Origin of the sequence: Pseudoalteromonas sp. (assembly GCF_036960685.1) — a bacterium.
Taxonomy (GTDB): domain Bacteria; phylum Pseudomonadota; class Gammaproteobacteria; order Enterobacterales; family Alteromonadaceae; genus Pseudoalteromonas.
In genome coordinates this window covers 11,928-32,139 of the sequence record NZ_JBALXK010000003.1, presented here as the reverse complement: position 1 = coordinate 32,139, position 20,212 = coordinate 11,928, and the positions used below count along the sequence as shown (strand labels likewise).

The window sequence follows — 20,212 nt, the reverse complement described above, 5'->3', positions numbered from 1 at the left end:
CTCTCCGAGGTTTGACCAATAAATTAGTGTGACCAATGAATGTGCTTAATTTTCCATTCACCGTTTTGCTTTTCGAGAACCATTGTTTCCATCCCTTGATAATCACGTTCTTCACCATTGTAAGTACCTTTAGTTTGACTACGCGAGGCAGAGATAGCTGTATTTCCAAGTATCGTCACTTGATGTTCAAGTGTGTCGCTCTTCATCGCTGCTAAATACTTCATATCCGACAACATATGATGATGAGCATATTCATCAGCGCTCCTTTCAACGCGGCCTCCCTCGAAAATGGTGACATCATCCGCTAACTGCGCTCTAGCCTGTTTTTGATTGCCAGTTTCAAGTGCTTGATGAAATGCCAAAACAACTTTTGCGGCTGGTGTATCTACACCTTTAAACAATCCTTTGTCTTTATTCTTATCACCATGAGCGTTTGCTGCGAAACTAAACGTCATTAATAAAACGAGTAGGATATTTATTGTTTTCATTTTCATTTTCTCTTTTAGGTTTTAATTTGCAGGGCCAACAACACTAGTAAGCCCAGCCGTTACAGATAAAATGGCAAAAGCTACTACCATTTCTATCGAGATAGATTTAGATAAAGCCTCTCTGCCTTGACTATTTTTAAGTTGTGGAACGAGTATTAGTTTATGTTTAGCAGCAAGTGCCAAAATAGACACTACAAGGGCCAATTTAAACAACAGTGTTTGTCCGTAACTTGAGCTTATTAGTGCATCAAGACTTCCGACCAATTGAATCACGAGCCAGAGGCCTGCTACCAACAATAGGCTCAATGTAAAACTTGCTTGTTTGCCAAAGCTTTCCATCAGCAAATGAAGTTCTGCATAACTTAGCTGATGGCAAGCCTGTTTTAGTGGCAATAACGCCCCAAACCACCATGCCATAACGAGCACATGCAAAATAAGCAAGCCTTTTTCAATTGTGCCTAACTCAGAAATATGACCCAGTAACGTGAATGAGTATGCAAGGATTAATAAACTCAACATTAAAGCGCTTTGTTTTAAGTACGAGTTCACAGCGAGTTTGAACCTTAAAGCTAAAGCGATTATTGCGGTAACTAGCCCAAGCGCTCGAAGCAAAGCTCCAGTGCCGACAGAGGAGTCCCACATAATAGCCAATATATCAGCGTCTATCGCCCCCTGAATTCCCTCTTCTGCCATTGCACCAGTACTGGCAAAGAACCAAGTAATATTAGCGATCAAAGCCATAACTATATAAGTTCTTGTCCACGTTAAATTCGCTATTACAGCATTAGTATGAGATTCATTATTCTCAAATATTTGCCTGAAAAATGTATAACCAGCAATACAGGCAAAGCCGACGTAAAATACAATTTTTGACAGTACAATGACTGTATTCCAGATATACATTTCCATATCAATCACACCGCCTATTTTAGTGAACCATAAAGCCGAAGCTATGTTTCATTTTATGACCATCGTTACCTAAGAAGGTTACATCCACAGCATAGTTTGCAGGAGCTAATTTAGGTAGTTTCCATGTAAATTTGCTAGTAGCGACTTTAGAAGGCTCGAATCCAAATTTAAATTCTTCGCCTTGTTTATTGGCCAATGAAACTTTTACAACCCGTACCTCTTTGGTGAACACCAAAGTTAACTCTTCTGGAGGATTCATTAGCATTGCATTATCAGCAGGCACACTTTTTTCAAGATGCACATGCGCAAATACCGCACTACTAAAAACGACACTGATTACGGTTAAAAATTTAATTAATGTTTTCATATATACCTCTATTTATTTAATGGATTAACGACTAAATTTATCTTTGAAAATTTGATTACTTGGAATCCCAGCATCTGTAATTATTTTTTCCACTTCACTCATCATTGCTTCTGGACCGCACAAGTAAAACTCAGCCAAAAGCAGTTCTGATTTTTGGTTCATATACGGCAGAAGTACTTTTTGAACATAGCCTGAGTGCCCTTGCCATTCTTCTGAAGGATTAGAAAGAGTAGGAATATAAGAGAAGTTTTTATGCTTCTCACTCAGTGACTTCAATTCATTATGGTATAGCAAGTCATCTTCAGTTCGCGCACCATAGATAAGAGTCAAACCACTTTTATCTTTATGCTTTTTCAACTGTTCAAAAATAATAGACCTCAGTGGTGCAAGTCCTGAACCCGCACCAATAAACACGCGACTAACTTTTTTATTTGAAGTGGCATAAAAATCAGAAAAAGGGCCTTTTGCAGTTATCGTTTCACCTACTTGGAGTGAACCTAAATAACTTGAACCTATTCCTGCTTTAAAACCATTCTTTGCGGTCTGCCAACGGATATTAAACATTAACTCATCAGACTCCTCGTCAAAGTTAACTAATGAGTAGTGGCGAGTTACACCGTTATGAGAAAATTTTCCATGATAGTAGCTATCCCAGTATTTTTCATAGCACTCTGGCATATCATCTGGACGTAAGCTATTCATCCCTGCTGGCACATCAAATTGCATATATGCACCAGCTTTAAATGCCAACTGTTTGCCTGATTTCAGCTTAAATTTCACTTCCTTGATAAAAGGAGTAATGAAATTAGTCGCAACCACAACTAGCTCATGATTTTCAATATTGCGATCAGTATTAACTTCAATCGAACTAATTTCAGAGAACCTATGCTGACATCCAAGCCGATAACCTTCCTTAAGTTGCTCCTGAGATAAATGTTCCTGTTCAGATAGTGTGATAGGTAATTTAGTTGAACTTAAGAACACGCATTTGCCACAAGTACCGCCACCACCGCAACCTGAAGGAAGGTATACATGTGAACTAGCTAGCCCTTCTAGTACAGTTGAGCGACCAACTGCTGAGATGTCAGTAATAGTATTTTCATTGGAAAACGTCACTGCCACTTTTTGCCTGTTAGTGCCCCAACCTAGCTTCAGTAAACCACTTCGATACTGTTGTATCAGCCAAGTAACACCAGTAATTGAAAGGAATAGCGTTGCAAAAGCAAATGCAATGATCAACCAATGGTTAAATCCTCCAGAATTGCCATAGTCCATAAAGTGAAGCTTCATCATCAGATCTTTCAATCTGAAATCATCATTGGCATGGCGAAGTACTTGACCTGTAATACTATCTAAATAAATAGTTGTATTGTTCTCATCCTCAACGGCAACTTGCCACATAGGATTTTGCTGCCTTACGTGATCAGAAAACGGAGGTTGAGATAACACTGGAGTAGTTAACTTACCCTGTCCTGAGTAGGAGTTTTTTGCCAAAGTTAGTACTTGTTCTTCAGACAAATTAAATGGCTTTCCTGTTACAGCATCAAATAGCTTTGAGTGGCGTTCTTGATAGCTATGCTGCCCCTTATCGAACACAAAATGATAGTAAGGCTGATGTAAAACCCATATAAGGTTTACTTCCTGCGGAGCATTACTAGTAATGTCTTTAATAGGGAATAGGTCAAAGCCTGTAATGCTACCTTCATGATGAGAATGAACTCTAAGTTCATTACCACTGGCTTTACTGTGATCCATCAAATTGAAGTAAAGGCCCGTTCCCAACCAAATAAGCAGTTGTAAACCAACAAATAAAGAAAGCCACTTGTGTATCGTTGTATTTAACTTAAATAGTCGCATCAAATGACTCCCTTTTTATTTGGGGAAAGCACTCGGTAATAAGTCAATACTGCGCCAGTAATTGCTCCCATTAGACCTAGAGTTGCGACCAAGAACAAAAACCAGTTAGATACGTTTTCTCCATCATAGTAATCCATAATGTGGAACCGCCACATCCAATCAAACAATCGCCAGTAATCATGACGCTTGGCAACAAGTGATCCTGTTTGTTGACTTATATAAAATGTCGGTGTGGAGAATTGCTCAAACGTCACTCTCCAAACAGGTAAATGCCTTGGGGACAACTCAGCAGGCAAGTTTGTCGCTGACTTAATCAACCTTACGCTGTCGATTTGATGATTCAGCGCATAATGGTATTGTGCGATTTCTTTAGCCTTGATTTCATCTACAAGTGCCTGAACAGCTCCAGTTTTAGCATCTATTGCTACTTTTCCATTTTCTCCATTAATAAAAGAATACAAAGGACGGCCCATACTTTGAGTAAGTGTAACTTGGCTAGCTTTAGGATAATCCGCAGCTAGCTTTACAATGGAGTAATCCATACTTGCTAAATCTATTTTGGCTTCCTCACTCTTAGCCAAGGTTTCGCCGTGTATATAGTGAATATCCATAGTCACCATATACACGCCTGTAATAGACCAGAAGAGGAATTGTATTCCGACAAATGCCATTAGCCATTTGTGATATTTTCTAGCCGTGCTAAGCATTACTTTTTAGCTCCGCCTTAGAAAGCTCCTTGTTAAAGGCGTTTAATTCTGGCTTTTTAACGATTGAGTAAATTACTGGGAGCACAATAAGAGTGAGTAGCACAGCACTTGTCATTCCGCCTACCATAGGTGCAGCAATACGACTCATAATCTCCGAACCTGTTCCTGTACCATATAAAATGGGCATCAAGCCGATAATGATTGTTGCAACTGTCATCATTACTGGACGAACTCGTAAGCCTGCACCGTGCAATAATGCATCTTGATATGCATCATCAGAGATAGGTTCAGCTCGCTCTTCAGCTTTTTCCTTAAGCTCAGCAAGTGCCTGATTGAGATAGACCAACATTATCACACCAATCTCAACCGCTACCCCAGCTAGAGCAATAAAGCCCACGCCAACAGCCACAGAGAAGTTAAACCCTTCCAGATACATCAACCATAAGCCACCAATCATCGCCATCGGCAAGGTAACGATAATGATAGCCACCTCACTAAACGCTCTGAAGTTTAAGTAAAGTAGAATAACAATAATGGCGAGTGTTAAAGGCAATACATAGGTGAGCTTTTCTTTCGCTCTTTCCATATATTCGTATTGCCCAGCCCAAGTAATTGAATAACCTGCTGGTAGTTTTAGATTATTAGCCAAGTGTATTTTTGCACTTTCAACATAAGTACCTACGTCAACACCGTCTATATCGATAAACGTCCAGCCATTTAAACGAGCATTTTCACTCTTAATTCCCGGCGGACCGTTCTCAACTCGAATATCTGCGACATCACCTAGTGCAATGCGTTGACCACTTGGTGTTACAACAGGTAATCGTGATAGCTGCTCAGGAGAGTCTCGATAGTCTTGCGGATAGCGTAAGTTAACAGGGTAACGCTCTTGACCTTCTACCGTTTGGGTAACGTTCATACCACCAATAGCTGTAGAAACCACTTGTTGAACATCTTCGATGTTTAACCCAAAGCGACTTGCCTTATCGCGTGAAATATCAACCTTGATATATCGTCCACCTGCAACTCGCTCTGAGTAAACTGATGCTGTGCCTGTAACTTCGGGTAAAATTTGCTCTATTTGTTGGCCGATTTCCTGAATCACATCAAGCTCTGGTCCGGCGACTTTAATACCCACAGGCGTTTTTATGCCTGTTGCTAACATGTCGATTCGGGTCTTGATTGGCATAACCCAAGCATTCGTTAAGCCCGGAAACTTAACCAATTTATCAAACTCAGCTTTTAACGATTCAGTAGTCACACCCTCTCGCCACTGCTCTCGTGGCTTCAATTGAATAAAGGTTTCAATCATGGTTAAAGGTGCAGGATCGGTTGCAGTTTCAGCTCTTCCTACTTTACCAAATACAGTTTCAACTTCTGGCACAGTGCGAATAAGCTTGTCTGTTTGCTGCAATAACTCCCTTGCTTTACCAATTGAAATACCGGGATAGGTAGTAGGCATATACATGAGATCGCCTTCATCCAATGGCGGAATGAATTCACTACCAATTTTATCGACAGGCCAAAAGCCAACGATAGTCACTAATATTGCTGCTACTATTGTCGATTTTGGAAACTTCATGACTTGCTTTAAAACAGGCATGTAGATAGCAATCAATAATCGGTTTAACGGGTTTTTCTTTTCAGAAACAACTTTGCCTCGAATAAAGTAGCCCATCAAAACAGGCACCAATGTGATCGCCAAACCTGCTGATGCCGCCATTGCATAGGTTTTTGTATAGGCGAGCGGAGAGAACATTCTTCCTTCTTGCGCTTCCAAGATAAATACAGGTAAGAATGAGACTGTAATGATCAGTAAGCTAAAAAATAGTGCAGGGCCTACTTCACTCGCAGCCTTAGCAACAATTTGCCAGCGATTTTCATCTGTTAGTGGTGTTTTCTCCATATGCTTGTGCATATTTTCAATCATCACTATTGCACCATCAGTCATCGCACCAATCGCAATAGCGATACCGCCTAAAGACATAATGTTGGCATTGATGCCTTGCATATACATGATAATGAACGACACCAAGATACCTAATGGCAGAGTAACAACTGCCACAATAGATGAGCGAAGATGAAATAGGAAAGCCACACAGACAATAGCAACGACTGCAAGCTCCTCTAGCAACTTGCTCCAAAGATTATCAACAGCACGATCTATTAACTTCGATCTGTCATAAACAGGGACAATCTCCACCCCCTCTGGTAGAGAAGATTTAAGCGATTCAAGTTTTTCTTTTACCCCGTTTATGGTTTGTTGAGCGTTTTCACCAAAGCGCATAACGACAACACCACCAACAACTTCGCCTTCACCATTAAGCTCTGCGATACCACGGCGCATTTGAGGCCCTAAATTAACGGTAGCAACATCACCAATACGCAATGGCGTGCCTTGTTCGTTAATACCAAGTGGGATTTTCTCTATATCACTAACTGATTGAATATACCCCGTTGCGGTAACCATATATTCAGCTTCAGCCATTTCCACAACGGATGCGCCAGTTTCTTTGTTCCCTTTTTGTAAGGCTATTTGTATTAAACTTAGAGGAATATCGTAAGCTCTCAATTTATCAGGATCTACTTGCACTTGATACTGCTTAACCATACCACCAACGGCGGCAACTTCGGACACGCCCGGAACAGTTTGTAGTTCATACTTTAAGAACCAGTCTTGAATGCTTCTTAATTGGCTTAGATCATGGTTTCCAGACTTATCTGTTAAAGCGTAAATGTATACCCAACCCACACCTGTTGCATCAGGTCCTAATTGAGGTTTTGCCGAATCAGGCAGGCTTGATGCTACTTGGCTTAAGTATTCAAGTACTCTGCTTCTAGCCCAATACAAATCAGTATCGTCATCAAAAATAATGTAGACGTAGGAATCACCAAAAAATGAGTAACCACGAACAGTTTGCGCCCCCGGCACTGATAACATCGCTGTAGTAAGAGGAAATGTCACTTGATCCTGCACTACTTGTGGTGCCTGTCCCGGATAGCTCGTCTTAATTATCACCTGCACATCAGAAAGATCGGGGAGTGCATCTACTGGTGTTTTTTGTAATGAATACAAACCACCAAACGCGATAATTAAGGTAATCAACAAAACAAAGAAACGATTGCCGATAGACCATCTAATAATTGATTCAATCATTATTTTTCTCCCACTTAATGATTAGAATGATCAACAGCAGCTTTATTTTCCTTGCCGTGTTGTTCATCTGATTCAAGAGAAATGTCAGTGATAACTAAGTCATCTCTAACCTCAAAAGTGAAAGTGACATTATCACCGACATTGAAATCAACCATTTCTATATTGTCCGCGACGATAAAATCCATCGTCGCAGCAGGTCTATCCCATTTCTCTATTGGGCCTCTGCTAATATTTAGAATCCGTGTATCAATATCAATCGCATTAATCAAACCAGATACTGTTGCTGATGATACTTCAGGCTCACTCATGATATGAATTCCAGTAATTTCATATCCACCGTCTTCGGTTTTGCTCACTTCAAAGTGCAAAGATTGACCTGACTTTAATGAGTCAATATCGACTTTTTCAGCCACAGTAAAATCCATAACCATTTCAGGCCAATCCCAAGCTTCAGCAGGGCCATGTGAAATATTAACCATGCGGTGCCCTGCCATAACACTATTAACATCCCCTTGCATCCAAACAGAGTTAGGCACTTCATCATGAGTCATTCGTTTAAAGTCAGAGCTTTTACTTGATTCAGAATCAATCAAGAATTGGGCAGATGTCACCACAACGTCATCTTCATTTAAGCCGTCTAATATTTCGATGCTGTCGATATCAACCCGGCCAATAGTCACTTCAATAGATTTAAATTGCCCATCACCTAACGCAAGTACTACTCTGTCCTGTTTACCTGTTCTAATAACGGCTTCTTTAGGCACGAGGATGGTGCTATCAGCTTGATTAGCGTGAATAGAGACTTGTGCAAACATATTTGGTTTTAATTGATAGTCTGTGTTATCAAATTTCAATCTCACTCGGAGTGTGCGTGTTTTACTGTTCAATGTTGGATAAACATAATCAACGACACCAGCCCAGTCCTCACCGGGTAAATAATCCAGTGTCATTGATACAGGAAGTCCTTTTTTAATTAAGGCTGCGTCACGTTCAAACACTTCTGCTTCAACCCAAACTTGATCTAGCTGGCCAATGCTTAATAAGGTGTTTCCCGGCTTTACATAAAAACCTTCTCTAACCTTCAAACCATCGACAACACCTGCTTGTGGTGAATAAAAGGTAATTGTTTGCTGAACCTTTCGTGTCTTTTCTAGCTTTTGAACAAAGTCTGCTGAAAGCTGTAACGCTTTTAGGCGATCTTTGGCTGCTGAAATTAAAGAACTATTGTTGCGCTTTAACGCTATTAACAGCTCTTCCTGAGCATTAACTAACTGAGGAGAATATAGTGTATAAAGAGGCTGCCCTTTCTCTACAGGGTTACCTGCTGCTTTGATGTAAAGTTTATCAATCCAGCCATCAACCCGTGGGTGGATATGAATTAGCTTATCTTCATCATATTGAACATAACCTACCGTTGAGATTTCAGTATGCATATTTTTCAGTTCAACAGGTGCAGTGCGAACCCCAAGGTTATTCACTACATGAGGCGCAATTTTTACTGCTCCGGGGCCAAAGTCATCACCAGATGATCCTTCCTCATACACTGGAATTAGATCCATCCCCATAGGCGACTTACCGGGCTTGTCCCGGCGGTAATTAGAATCCATCGGTGCAACCCAATACAGAGGCTTTTTTTCTCCTGATGTTGCTTCATTACTATTACTGTTTGAGCCAGTACCTTGATATAAACTCAATGCTCCAGCACCAAGTGCTGCCCCAATGATGATGGCAATAATTGTTTTTGTATTCGTTGACATTATTTTTCTCCAAATTGCTGACTGGATAAGTGCTGATTAGTTTTGTGTGAAGTTTGCATCGACTTACGTTCAGCATTTGAGTTAGATTGAGAATGCGCAAAGAAATAGTTGATACGAGCAACTGTTTTAAGTGCGTCAACATCAATTCTTAAAGCTGATATTCTGGTATTTAATTCGGCAATTCTTGCTCGAACAACTTCGGCAAAATCGCCATCATCATTTGTGTAGGCTGTCAATGACGCTTCTGCTTGGTCATGAGTTTGTTTAAGGAGTTGTTCTTGATAGATAGATTGTCTATCTGATAAGCGTTTAAGCTGTCTTAGTTCTTTTTCTAAAACACTGATCATTTGCTTTGTCAGTAATAGTTTCTCGGTTTTAATAGTCTCTGAATCTGCAATAGAAGCTGCAACTTGCTTATCTTGTCTGTTCTCGGTAAACAAGGGTAAATCAAACGTTACCCCAACAGAAAATAAATCAGCTCGGCTATCACCAGAGGGCATATTGTCGCGATAGGCATAACTAGCATTAACACCCCATTGCGGCTCATATTGCTGTTTGGCTAACTCAATTCCTTTTTCTGAAGCTTTGCGTTTTATATCAATCGCAAGTATGGCTGGGTGATTCGAAAGCTCCTGAGCCAATAGATTTCTTGAGTAATTAGATGCTTTTAGGACTGTTGGATTATTCAATTGAATCGAAGGCAATTCTTTTGAGACGCTAAACTCTAATGGTTGCGCGTCAAAGTTGAATGATTCATTCAAACGATCCGCATCGTAAATATGAAGCCACTCATTGAGACGAGCGATTGTCGTTTCTAGTTTCTGCTTTTGCGAAGTTAATCTGTCATCTAACTGCACGATTTCCAACTGAGCACGAATAACATCTTGCTGTCTAGTTTTACCAACAACGTTTGAATAGCTAGCTTTAGCCACTTCCGCCATCTGCTCAAAGAGAGACTAATCATCTTCAATCAATTTAATAGTTTGTTGGGCTAAGTAAGCATCTAACCAAAGTTGTGACACTTGGCTTTTCAACTTAGCTTTACGATCCTCTCGTAACAGTGGAAATTTCGTGGACTCAATTTGTAACTGGTCTTTCTTGATCTCTAGACTGTCGCCTCTCGGAAACATTTGAGAGACGCCAACCTTTAGCTGAGTCATTCCTTCCTGATCTAAATCCCAAGTATCTGTTGGTAAATTCATTATCCCTAGCGATACTTTCGGATCAGGCAAAGTACCTGAAGCAATACTTCTATTTTCAACTGCACTTTGTTTCAATCGGCTACCATGAAGCCAAGGATCATTTTGCTGAGCTAAGGTGATAGCTTGTTCAAGCGACACTACTTTCTCAGCTTGAGCTGAGAATACAGATAAGCCGAGTATTAATGCAGTTGAAAGTGAAGTAAGGTTTGAAGAGTTCAATTTCATTAGAATTGCTCCTCGTATGTCTTAACTTTTGCATAGACTTTGCTCGTTCCATCTTTAAATAGAATTAACACGTTGTATGGCATAAAGCGGTCATCGACTTCCATACCGGGAGAGCCAACTGGCATTGCTGGAACTGAAAGCCCAATCGCATTGGGATGTTCTTCTGATAAGAACTGCTGAATAAATTTAGCAGGTATATGACCTTCAAAGGCAAATCCATTTCTACTCACTGCCGTGTGGCATGAACGGTAATTAGGTTTGATACCATACTTAGTTTTGATGTTGCCGATGTTTCGGAAATCTTTGGAATGCGCAACGATCCCTTTGTCTTCAATATGAGTTATCCATTTTTTACAACACCCACAAGTAGGGGTTTTATAAACGATTAACTCCAAAGGTGTTACGTCGTTATTGTGTGCATGGTTATGTTCGTTGGCGTTTGCAAACGCAGGTGAAAGCAGCATTACTACTGCTATTTTTAAATACTTATTGATCATTTTTGCCCCCAGACATCGCTGGAAAATATCTATAGCGCTACGACGCTATATTGACTAACAGAAAAATTAATTACATGTGCGAGAAATTTGGACGCACTAATCCTGTATTAGGCAAAAATTGGTGGACGATAAAGGGAAGTGGAAATTGAATGAGGTTGTTTAGATTGCAGAGCAGCTACAGATTCACTGAATATTTGAATATCTGTCGAATCAATACTGGAATTTAGGACTGTCGTAGATGAGCAAGCATTTGCAGGACAAATACATTCAACGTCACAACAATCTTCTGATTGACCATTACTGCTTTTATTCATATCACCATGATCCATGTTCATGTTCATGTTCATGTTCATGTGTGATTCGTGAGAACCTGATGACATTTCGCAAGGCATAGCAGAATACGCAAATGCTTGCCCTACAAAGGCAACCAGCATAAGCGTCATTACTAAGACTTTTGAAAATGCTTTAGACATAAAATTCTCTTACAAATATACATCTCTAATACTAATGCAAATTTTTGACTAAGTCAATTGATGCTGTATAAACATTTATGAATATTTGATTATCGTCAAATTTTTCAAAGAGGTAAGTGACAAATAATAATCTCATCAGACTTCTTATCTTCGCTATTCAATGGCTTTTATTTTGAGACTTAAGTTGCTCTCTCATTTCTAAAACTCGATCTGCCGAATAAGCTCCTGCTCTCATAACAACCAGTTCAACAAATGAAATATCAATTAACTTATGGTCAGCATCAATCACATAACAACTCCCACTATGTGTGTATATTTCTAACTTATCCTCATCAGCAGATTTGCTAACAATCTTTGAAGTCACGATTTGCTGAAATGGCCGAAACCTGAATGTTTCATCTTCAATAACCCCCCCTGATAAAAACTCGCCAAGAAATATTTTTTCAAATTCTTTATAGTCGTAAACAGATACTATGTAGGCATCCTTTAAATATATTCTATCCAACGTATTCCCTTACTAATAACTAGCCGGGAGCATATCTCGCAGCTCTAATAACTCATTAGGAGAATACATACACTCATGCATTAAATTAAACTCAAATGCATTTACATTAAACTCTTTAGATTCAGCATCTAAGATATAAAAGTCAACACCAAAGCACTTACTTTCTAGACCATTGATTTCCAAAACCTTTATCGTGAATAAAGCATCTCCTTCTTTACCATTTTCATTTTCGTCAGCAAATGTGCCGTAAAGCACCCGTTCAACTTTTTCCTCTGTATCAGATTGAATTGAGATAAGTTTTGCGTTGGTTAGTTTTACTCTAGGTCTCATGCTTGAACTCCTTTCATATCTTCTACAGAAAAAGGACGAAAAAAACTTAGATATTTAACCCCATCAACTTTAAGCAAATTGTTGTCAGCATCAAAATGTGACAGAACACTAGATTGATACAACGAAATGTATTTTTCATAATCGATTGTGTTAAAAAAGTTGGTATCAACGCGCCTCGCATAAAAAACAAGATCTTGCTGTTCGATACGAACAATGAACTTCTGATCGCCATCTAGATTTTTGACTCGTAGACATAAATCAGGTTTGTGCCAATCAGATACAAAGGAAGGAATCAATGGGAAGCCATATACCAAATAGCGCATACCTTCGATTTTGAAGGTTGTTGGATTGAACTGAGCCTTATTTACTTTGCCGCTACTGAATAATTCAAGTGTCAACACCAGCCAGTGCACATGCTTAGAAAATGTATTTCCTTCAGAAATACAGCCTTCAAACTCACCATTATGGTTTACATGATTGATGTACATGTATTTTCTAATGTCATCCAAGGAAAGCTTTTCAAACGGAAACTTGCAAGCGATTAGCCTGAAATAACAACCATGAACTTTTAAATCTGCATATTGAACTATCAACGGATCATCAAAGGCATCAAAGTATGGTCGCCACTCTAAGCGGAAGTCTGCACCTGTATTTACAATAAACTTGGCATTTTCAGGCAACCCTAAAACTTGGTATATCACTGAAACTAACTCTAATGTTTCGATATCTACCAGCATCAGGCTTTCAATACGGTTTGCCATTGACTCAATTTCTTTATGAAGCGATTCAATAATTTCTTGATCATCGTATTCGTTGATCATTAAATATTTCAGGGAATCGTGCTTTAGAATTGAGTCCAGCTTTTTCTTTTCAAATACTTCAGAGAGATATTTATGGGTATCAGAAAAATGAGGGCAGTTATAAACACCTCTAGCCCACAGGCCTTGGGCGTAAAGATCAGGAAACTCTAATAACTCAGCAAACTCTTTTGCTTGTTTATTGAGCTTATTCTTTAATTGATAAAGTGAGATCACTTAGTTCTCCAAACAACTTTCCAATAAACAATGGCCTACCAACACATTGCTTTATTTATTGTTCAAATAACCAAATTTTTACGGATGCTCCGCTTCACTGTTCACGTTTTTCAAGGCGAAAAACATGTGTAGGCGTAGGCTGTCCGCACAACCTTTCACTCATAATATCGCTAAATTTTTAAATGGCAACTTACGGATTTGTACAAAATCAGTCAGAAATTTTGGCTTTGAACTCATCAAAGCTAAGTCCGAAAAGGGATATGACTAATTCTTCATTTATATTGGAACCGGGAAATTTTTTTTCAAAATTTCCAATGATGCTATCTAGGTGGCTAGCTAATATTTTTACTAAAAATATTTCCGAGTTTGGTGAGAGAGCAGACAGTGCTATCAATGGGTTGTCAAAGGATTCAGCTTTTATTTTTACTAGTAAATCGCTGTAACTGTTACAGTCATACAGACAAATAGCTAGGGCTTCTTGGGCTTGTCCAAGGGGAATAGTTAATAATTTAGATAATCGTTTTGCCTGCCTTTTTATATTTACTAGCAGGTCTTCTTTATTAAAAGACATCAATACACCAAAAAACGGCAACGCTAGGCCACGCACCTATGTCACTCAGTTTTTGTGAATATTTAATCTTTTAGTTCAGAGTAAATCCATTTCGTCCTGTTTTCGTGGGAACGGGCTTCTCTGAAAAGCCACTGCAAAAAGCAGTGGCTATTGTCGCAATATTATAAGGAAATGTGAATTGTAGTTTGATGCCTACATGTTCTTTTCAGTGAATTCAGCCAAGCTACTACGCTCTACTTCATCAAATATCAATACTGAGCCTTTTTCATAGTTTCTATACACGTTAACAGCCGCGCTAGCACCTGAAGATGCGGGTGTGACAAACTTATCATCAATCTGGGCTAAGTTGCCCAACACGATTGTGCGACAATTTTTGCCACCACGGCTTAACATGCCCTTAATTTGCGCTCTAGTCATGTTTTGAGCTTCATCAATGATTAAAACAGCATCGTCTATTGAACGACCTCGGAAGTAAGCCATACTAGTAAATTCTATATTGGCTTTTTCGATCACATGCTCAACAGTTGCACTAATATTACCTTCATTGTTATCACCTGAATGCATTGATATAAGCGCATCTGTTATACCTGCTAATAACGGCATTGATTTCTCTGTCAGGTCACCGGGTAAAAACCCCGGATCATCGTCCATAAAGTCTCTGGAGCGCACCACAACGATTTTTTTGTACTTTTTTAACTCCAATACTTGATGCAGCGCCGAAGCAACTGCTAAAAAAGTTTTTCCGGAGCCAGCAGGGCCAAGGATGATATTTAAGTCATAATATGGATCTGTTAATTGGCTTAAAGCTACTGCCTGACGCTGATTTTTAGGCAAAATGCCCCATACTTTTTCTTGTTTACGAGGCAATAACTTTGTGAATACCTCAGTATCTGTTACTTCTGAAATTCGCCCAATGTGTCCAGCTTCATCGTACCAATACATGTTTGGCTGAACTTCATCATTAAATAGACTTATTGGGAAAGTATAAACTTCTCCTGAAACCTTGAAGTCTTTGTCTGATTTAATTCGATCAAAAAGATCTCCTTTAAAGGCTTGTACCCCTGTGTATAAAAGATCAATATCTGATATTTGATTATCTACGGCAACGTCTTCTGCCATGACCCCTACGGTTCGAGCTTTCAAGCGCATATTAATGTCACGGCTAACAATTACTACGTCTTTATCTAAGTCCTTCTGAAGATACAGTGCATAGTTAATTATTCTATTGTCAGCGTCACTTCCAATACCGTGCTTTAACTCTTTAGCCATATCGAGCTGGGTATCAATTCCAATAAACAGTTTTCCTCGTTTAGCTGTTTCAGTAGAAGGCAGTGGAATACCAGCTTCCATCTCTTCTGCACTGTGCCCATTTATTATATCTTCAAGCATACGAATACATACACGAGCATCAGCACTAACCGATTTGTTAGTTCTTTCTTTTAAGTTATCTAATTCTTCTAGAACTGTTAGACAGATGTAAATATCATCTTGATATGACAGGATACTTTTTGGATCATGAACCAACGCAGACGTGTCAAGAACACGAGGGTTTCGGTTTTCAACAGAGCTTTTCATGACGCAGCCCTCCAAAAGTTTGCATCGTTGCTAGAATGCGTGTTGTACTTACATCCCAAATAACAAATACTCTGTAAAGATTGGCTATTGTGGGAATGCTTAAAGTCGTTACAAAAATCCATGTTTAGAGAAATTCTTTTTACTTTTTCTACAGGCCAATAAAAACAAGGGGGTAAAAACTTTAAAATCTTTCCAATTCGGGGTTGTAAAATCACCACCGCGTTTTGAATACTGCGGCCACGCATAAAGTTTACCGACTTAAACTGCACGTTAGCTTTTTCCATAATGTAATTTCGGCTTGATACTGGGTTTTCATCTCCTTTATGTAAAACCTCTAAAGTATCGGTAATGGCCGCGAGCCACGGTGCCATTTTTTCCTCTTCTGTACCTGGTAGAAAACCAATTGATTCAGCAATTTCTGGCGTATTACGGGTAACGATTACTTTATCGTAAATCCCTTTTTCAACCACCATCTCAAGCGCACAGGCAAGCGCTAACAAAGTTTTACCACACCCTGCAGGGCCTGTTAAAATGACTAATTCAACCCCCGTATCTAACAGTGCGTCCATTGCCATGCCTTGGTAGATATTTTTTGGTTTTACTCCCCATGCTGATTGATGCATTAGCCGCTCAACGCCAATATCTTTGAGCATAATATGTTGATCATCGTACGACTTAACTCTTGCCGCAAAGTGCCCACTATCATCGAGTAAATATTCATTACAAAATACATCAGGGATCAAACTTTTTGCCACTTTATGAAACGCATCACGGCCCTGCTGCTGCGTTTCGCATTCACCCACATGTTGCCAAAAATCTCCCGTGATTTTTTTATAGCCACTGGACAATAAAGCAATGTCATCAATCAGTTGGTCGGTGCGATAATCTTCTACAAACTTCAGTCCTGCGCCTTTTGCCTTTAGGCGCATATTGATATCTTTAGTTACTAATACCACTTTGCAGTGCGGGTGTTGCTTTTGTAGGTGTACAGCGCAGTTAATAATGCGGTGGTCGTTTTCATTGCCAGGTAAACCAGAAATCGAATCTGCAAATAAATGGTCGTTAACAATGATTAAAGTGCCTGCGGATGACGCTTTAGCCTTTTTATTACTAGGTAGTGCGACACCTTTGAGCATTTGTTCTGGCGTGGCGTCTTTGAGAACTTCATCTAAACCACGAATGGCGACACGGGCATCGCGACTCACATCGTGTTTGCGGTCTTTAATATGATCCAGTTCCTCTAAAACTGTCATAGGAATTACAACATCGTGTTCTTGGAAAGATAAATAAGCGAGGGGCTCGTGGAGCAATACATTGGTATCTAGCACATACATTTTACTATCAAGGTTCGAAGCTTTTTCCATAGCACTTTCCTTACGTTTTATGATTTTTATGCTATACCCAACTAATCAAGTAAAACGGGTTGAATGTTCACCCTGAAAAACTTAATTGTTAAGGTATATTCTAAGTTTAGCTTAGATGTCATAAAAGTCTGTTTTATGACAAACCTTTTTTTGTTTTGAATTAATCCTGATCGCCCACGCTTTAATAGGAATAATTCACAGTTGCTAAATTAATTAAAAGTCAGCTAGTTCGCACCTTGCAGTGGTGTTAGCTAACAGGTAACATAGCCGCCTTTTTCTTCATAGACGAGACATACATGAATTTTTCCTTAGGTCAGCGTTGGATCAGTGATACAGAGTCAGATTTAGGATTAGGCACAGTGGTTGCCCTTGAAGGCCGTCAGGTCAGCATTTTATTTCCCGCCAGTGGCGAAAACCGCGTGTATTCAATGCTAGAAGCACCGGTTACTCGTGTGGCATTTAATCCAGGTGATGTGATCAAAAGCGTTGAAGAATGGGAACTTACAGTCGAGTCAATTGAAACGATAGGCGAGCTTCTTTGTTATCACGGCACCCGTGTTGATAACGGCGAACAAGCACAATTAAAAGAAACCTTTTTAGATCACTTTATTAAATTTAATAAACCACAAGACCGCTTATTTGCCGGTCAAGTAGACCGTTTTGACCGCTACACCTTACGTTATCAAACATGGCAACATCAATTTGAGCGTGAACAATCGCCAATTAAAGGCTTGATTGGTCAGCGTGCAAGCTTAATTCCGCATCAGCTTTATATTGCCCAAGAAGTAGGTAAGCGCTTTGCCCCACGCGTTTTACTTTCTGATGAAGTTGGCCTTGGTAAAACCATTGAAGCAGGGATGATTTTACACCAACAAATTATCAGTGGCCGTGCCAGTCGCGTACTTATCGTCGTGCCGGAGAACTTGCAGCATCAGTGGTTAGTAGAAATGCTGCGCCGTTTTAATTTACACTTTTCAATTTTTGACGAAGAGCGTTGTGATGAAGCATTTGCTGATTCACCCAATGTATTCGACACAGAACAATTAGTGCTTACCAGCCTTGAGTTTTTAACCAAGAAAAAACGTTGGTTTGAACAAGCCACAATGGCTGATTGGGACTTACTGATTGTTGATGAAGCTCATCACTTAAGTATCAATAACGGCAAACCAAGCACCGAGTATCAACGTATGGCTGAACTGAGCCAAGATATTCCAGGGCTAATACTACTTACCGCAACGCCAGATCAACTTGGTCACCGCAGTCACTTTGCGCGCTTGCAATTACTCGACCCAGATCGCTTTTATGATTACGATGCCTTTGTGGCAGAAGAAAGTAATTATAAGCATGTTGCAGAAGCAGCCAACCAGTTATTGCAACAGCAGGCACTGGATGACAGCGCCAAAGCCACGCTAATTGAGCTATTAAAAGAAACCGACATCACAACGGTACTTGAACAAGCGCAAAATGGCGATACTGCGGCCCGTAAAGAAATCTTAGCGATGTTATTAGATCGCCATGGCACAGGTCGTATTTTATTTAGAAATAGCCGTAGCGGCATTGATGGCTACCCTAGCCGTAAACTGCATGCCTACCCTATGGCAATGCCAAAGCAATATAAAACAGCAATTTCAGTTTTAGGTAATATGAGCGGCATTCAAAATGCAGAGCTAAGCGCGCAGCGTGCCCTATTCCCTGAAAAGATCTTCCAAGAATTTGAAGGGGAAAGCGCCAGCTGGGGACAATTCGACCCTCGCGTTGATTGGTTGATCGACACCCTAAAAACTCTAAAACGCGAAAAAGTACTGCTGATCTGCGCTAAAGCCGAAACTGCAATCAGCCTTGAGCAAATCTTACGTGAGCGTGAAGCAATTAAAGCCTCAGTGTTCCACGAAGGAATGACGATTATTGAACGTGACCGTGCAGCTGCTTTTTTTGCTGACGAGTATGACAACGCGCAAATATTGCTGTGCTCTGAGATTGGCTCTGAGGGTCGTAACTTCCAGTTTGCTCATCACTTAGTGTTATTTGATTTACCACTGAACCCAGACTTACTTGAGCAACGCATTGGTCGCCTTGACCGCATTGGTCAAACTCAAGATATCAACATCCATGTGCCGTACTTTGAAAGCAGCGCACAAGAAGTATTACTGCGTTGGTATAACGAAGGCTTAGATGCCTTTGAAACCACCTCAAGCACTGGCCAATTATTGTATAAAGAGTTCAAAGATGAACTACTTGAGTTTATTGCTGCGCATAACTGTGATGAAGACGAGTTAGAGCCATTACTAGAGCAAGTTGCCAAACAAAACGCCGTGCTGCGTAAGCAAATGGAAAGTGGTCGTGACCGCTTACTTGAATTACACTCGTCAGGCCAAGGCGCAGCGGATTCCTTAGTAGTCGATATTGAAAAACTAGACAACCAGTTTGAACTACCAAGCTATATGATCAACGTGTTTGACACCTTCGGTGTTAGCCAAGAAGATAAAGGTGAGAATACCATTATCTTAAAACCGACTGAGCATATGTTAAACCCATCATTCCCAAGTTTAAAAGACGACGGTATGACAGTCACGTTTGACCGTGATACAGCATTAGCACAAGAAGATGTACACTTTATTAGTTGGGATCACCCTATGGTGCAAGGCACCTTAGACATGATTTGCGATGATGACTTTGGCACAGCTTCTGTAGCACTGCTTAAAAACAAAAAGTTACCGCCAGGCACCTTTTTTGTTGAGCTAATATACGTAGCAGCAGCCATGGCCCCAAAAGCACTGCAAGTAGGCCGCTTTTTACCTCCAACACCAATTCGTATTTTGCTCGACAAAGCTAGCAACAACTTAGCTGATAACGTCGGCTTTGATGGCTTTAATCAGCAGCTTTCTGCGGTAGGTCGTCAAACAGCGAGTAAACTAGCAGGCGCATTACAAAGTGCGATTCACCCAATGCTTAAAACAGCACAAGATATGGCACAAACTAAGCTAGAGGTGATTAGAGCTGAAGCACTTGAGCAAATGCAGCAATCACTCAGTGAAGAGCAAGCACGTTTAGCTGCGCTGAAACAGATCAACCCAAATATCCGTGAAGAAGAACTGACCTTTTACGATAAGCAACGCACAGAGCTGACAAGTTATATCGGCAAAGCACAGTTGCAGTTAGATGCAATTCGCTTAATTGTGGTATCGCATTGATTT

General features: G+C 40.1%; 16 protein-coding genes and 1 pseudogene. 1 reads left to right on the top strand and 16 read right to left on the bottom strand.

Annotated elements, in window-relative coordinates; genetic code table 11:
- Positions 1-23: 23 nt before the first annotated feature.
- From V7783_RS03750 to V7783_RS03675, 16 genes and pseudogenes are all read right to left on the bottom strand, one after another.
- Positions 24-494, bottom strand: a complete 471-nt coding sequence (locus tag V7783_RS03750) for a YybH family protein (RefSeq protein ID WP_024596192.1) — start codon at positions 492-494, stop codon at positions 24-26.
- Between the two features lie 15 nt (positions 495-509).
- Positions 510-1,397, bottom strand: coding sequence for a copper resistance D family protein (locus V7783_RS03745; protein ID WP_024596191.1), 888 nt, complete (start codon positions 1,395-1,397; stop codon positions 510-512).
- Between the two features lie 19 nt (positions 1,398-1,416).
- Positions 1,417-1,764: a copper resistance CopC family protein gene (locus tag V7783_RS03740; protein ID WP_004589258.1), complete on the bottom strand. Its 348-nt coding sequence runs from the start codon at positions 1,762-1,764 to the stop codon at positions 1,417-1,419.
- 24 nt (positions 1,765-1,788) lie between these two features.
- Positions 1,789-3,621, bottom strand: coding sequence for a 2Fe-2S iron-sulfur cluster-binding protein (locus V7783_RS03735; RefSeq protein ID WP_024596190.1), 1,833 nt, complete (start codon positions 3,619-3,621; stop codon positions 1,789-1,791).
- Positions 3,621-4,241 carry a PepSY domain-containing protein gene (locus tag V7783_RS03730; RefSeq protein WP_223230573.1) on the bottom strand — a complete coding sequence of 207 codons (621 nt, stop codon included), beginning with the start codon at positions 4,239-4,241 and terminating at the stop codon, positions 3,621-3,623. Before V7783_RS03730 ends, V7783_RS03735 begins: the two co-directional genes overlap by 1 nt.
- Positions 4,242-4,320: 79 nt before the next feature.
- Positions 4,321-7,485 (bottom strand): efflux RND transporter permease subunit, encoded by a 3,165-nt coding sequence (locus tag V7783_RS03725; protein ID WP_004589255.1) that lies wholly within the window; start codon positions 7,483-7,485, stop codon positions 4,321-4,323.
- Between the two features lie 14 nt (positions 7,486-7,499).
- Positions 7,500-9,242 carry an efflux RND transporter periplasmic adaptor subunit gene (locus V7783_RS03720; RefSeq protein ID WP_004589254.1) on the bottom strand — a complete coding sequence of 581 codons (1,743 nt, stop codon included), beginning with the start codon at positions 9,240-9,242 and terminating at the stop codon, positions 7,500-7,502.
- Positions 9,242-10,669: pseudogene (locus V7783_RS03715) on the bottom strand (TolC family protein). Before V7783_RS03715 ends, V7783_RS03720 begins: the two are co-directional and overlap by 1 nt.
- A complete protein-coding gene (locus V7783_RS03710) occupies positions 10,669-11,166 on the bottom strand; it encodes a DUF411 domain-containing protein (RefSeq protein WP_004589252.1) in 498 nt (165 codons plus the stop codon). The pseudogene V7783_RS03715 and the gene V7783_RS03710 overlap by 1 nt, the downstream one beginning before the upstream one ends.
- Positions 11,167-11,273: 107 nt before the next feature.
- Positions 11,274-11,639 carry a hypothetical protein gene (locus tag V7783_RS03705; protein ID WP_010558035.1) on the bottom strand — a complete coding sequence of 122 codons (366 nt, stop codon included), beginning with the start codon at positions 11,637-11,639 and terminating at the stop codon, positions 11,274-11,276.
- A 157-nt stretch (positions 11,640-11,796) separates the two neighbouring features.
- The gene (locus V7783_RS03700) at positions 11,797-12,144 is read right to left on the bottom strand and encodes a hypothetical protein (protein ID WP_016899198.1); all 348 of its coding nucleotides are present in this window, start codon (positions 12,142-12,144) and stop codon (positions 11,797-11,799) included.
- A 12-nt stretch (positions 12,145-12,156) separates the two neighbouring features.
- Positions 12,157-12,474, bottom strand: coding sequence for a hypothetical protein (locus tag V7783_RS03695; RefSeq protein ID WP_335677604.1), 318 nt, complete (start codon positions 12,472-12,474; stop codon positions 12,157-12,159).
- A complete protein-coding gene (locus V7783_RS03690) occupies positions 12,471-13,508 on the bottom strand; it encodes a hypothetical protein (protein WP_013465892.1) in 1,038 nt (345 codons plus the stop codon). Before V7783_RS03690 ends, V7783_RS03695 begins: the two co-directional genes overlap by 4 nt.
- A gap of 208 nt (positions 13,509-13,716) precedes the next feature.
- Complete coding sequence (locus V7783_RS03685; protein ID WP_024595179.1) at positions 13,717-14,079, bottom strand: hypothetical protein; 363 nt, start codon at positions 14,077-14,079, stop codon at positions 13,717-13,719.
- 192 nt (positions 14,080-14,271) lie between these two features.
- A complete protein-coding gene (locus V7783_RS03680; protein ID WP_008464132.1) occupies positions 14,272-15,654 on the bottom strand; it encodes a PhoH family protein in 1,383 nt (460 codons plus the stop codon).
- Positions 15,651-17,018, bottom strand: a complete 1,368-nt coding sequence (locus V7783_RS03675; RefSeq protein ID WP_335677603.1) for a PhoH family protein — start codon at positions 17,016-17,018, stop codon at positions 15,651-15,653. The genes V7783_RS03680 and V7783_RS03675 overlap by 4 nt, the downstream gene beginning before the upstream one ends.
- A gap of 296 nt (positions 17,019-17,314) precedes the next feature.
- Here V7783_RS03675 and rapA point away from each other — a divergent pair, with 296 nt between their 5' ends.
- The gene (rapA, locus tag V7783_RS03670; RefSeq protein WP_335677602.1) at positions 17,315-20,209 is read left to right on the top strand and encodes an RNA polymerase-associated protein RapA; all 2,895 of its coding nucleotides are present in this window, start codon (positions 17,315-17,317) and stop codon (positions 20,207-20,209) included.
- Positions 20,210-20,212 lie beyond the last annotated feature (3 nt).

What these genes read in the sequence shown, in the direction of transcription:
- V7783_RS03750 (WP_024596192.1), bottom strand. Translation starts at nt 494, where the DNA reads ATGAAAATGAAAACAATAAATATCCTACTCGTTTTATTAATGACGTTT.
- V7783_RS03745 (WP_024596191.1), bottom strand. Translation starts at nt 1,397, where the DNA reads ATGGAAATGTATATCTGGAATACAGTCATTGTACTGTCAAAAATTGTA.
- V7783_RS03740 (WP_004589258.1), bottom strand. Translation starts at nt 1,764, where the DNA reads ATGAAAACATTAATTAAATTTTTAACCGTAATCAGTGTCGTTTTTAGT.
- V7783_RS03735 (WP_024596190.1), bottom strand. Translation starts at nt 3,621, where the DNA reads ATGCGACTATTTAAGTTAAATACAACGATACACAAGTGGCTTTCTTTA.
- V7783_RS03730 (WP_223230573.1), bottom strand. Translation starts at nt 4,241, where the DNA reads ATGGTGACTATGGATATTCACTATATACACGGCGAAACCTTGGCTAAG.
- V7783_RS03725 (WP_004589255.1), bottom strand. Translation starts at nt 7,485, where the DNA reads ATGATTGAATCAATTATTAGATGGTCTATCGGCAATCGTTTCTTTGTT.
- V7783_RS03720 (WP_004589254.1), bottom strand. Translation starts at nt 9,242, where the DNA reads ATGTCAACGAATACAAAAACAATTATTGCCATCATCATTGGGGCAGCA.
- V7783_RS03710 (WP_004589252.1), bottom strand. Translation starts at nt 11,166, where the DNA reads ATGATCAATAAGTATTTAAAAATAGCAGTAGTAATGCTGCTTTCACCT.
- V7783_RS03705 (WP_010558035.1), bottom strand. Translation starts at nt 11,639, where the DNA reads ATGTCTAAAGCATTTTCAAAAGTCTTAGTAATGACGCTTATGCTGGTT.
- V7783_RS03695 (WP_335677604.1), bottom strand. Translation starts at nt 12,474, where the DNA reads ATGAGACCTAGAGTAAAACTAACCAACGCAAAACTTATCTCAATTCAA.
- V7783_RS03685 (WP_024595179.1), bottom strand. Translation starts at nt 14,079, where the DNA reads ATGTCTTTTAATAAAGAAGACCTGCTAGTAAATATAAAAAGGCAGGCA.
- V7783_RS03680 (WP_008464132.1), bottom strand. Translation starts at nt 15,654, where the DNA reads ATGAAAAGCTCTGTTGAAAACCGAAACCCTCGTGTTCTTGACACGTCT.
- V7783_RS03675 (WP_335677603.1), bottom strand. Translation starts at nt 17,018, where the DNA reads ATGGAAAAAGCTTCGAACCTTGATAGTAAAATGTATGTGCTAGATACC.
- rapA (WP_335677602.1), top strand. Translation starts at nt 17,315, where the DNA reads ATGAATTTTTCCTTAGGTCAGCGTTGGATCAGTGATACAGAGTCAGAT.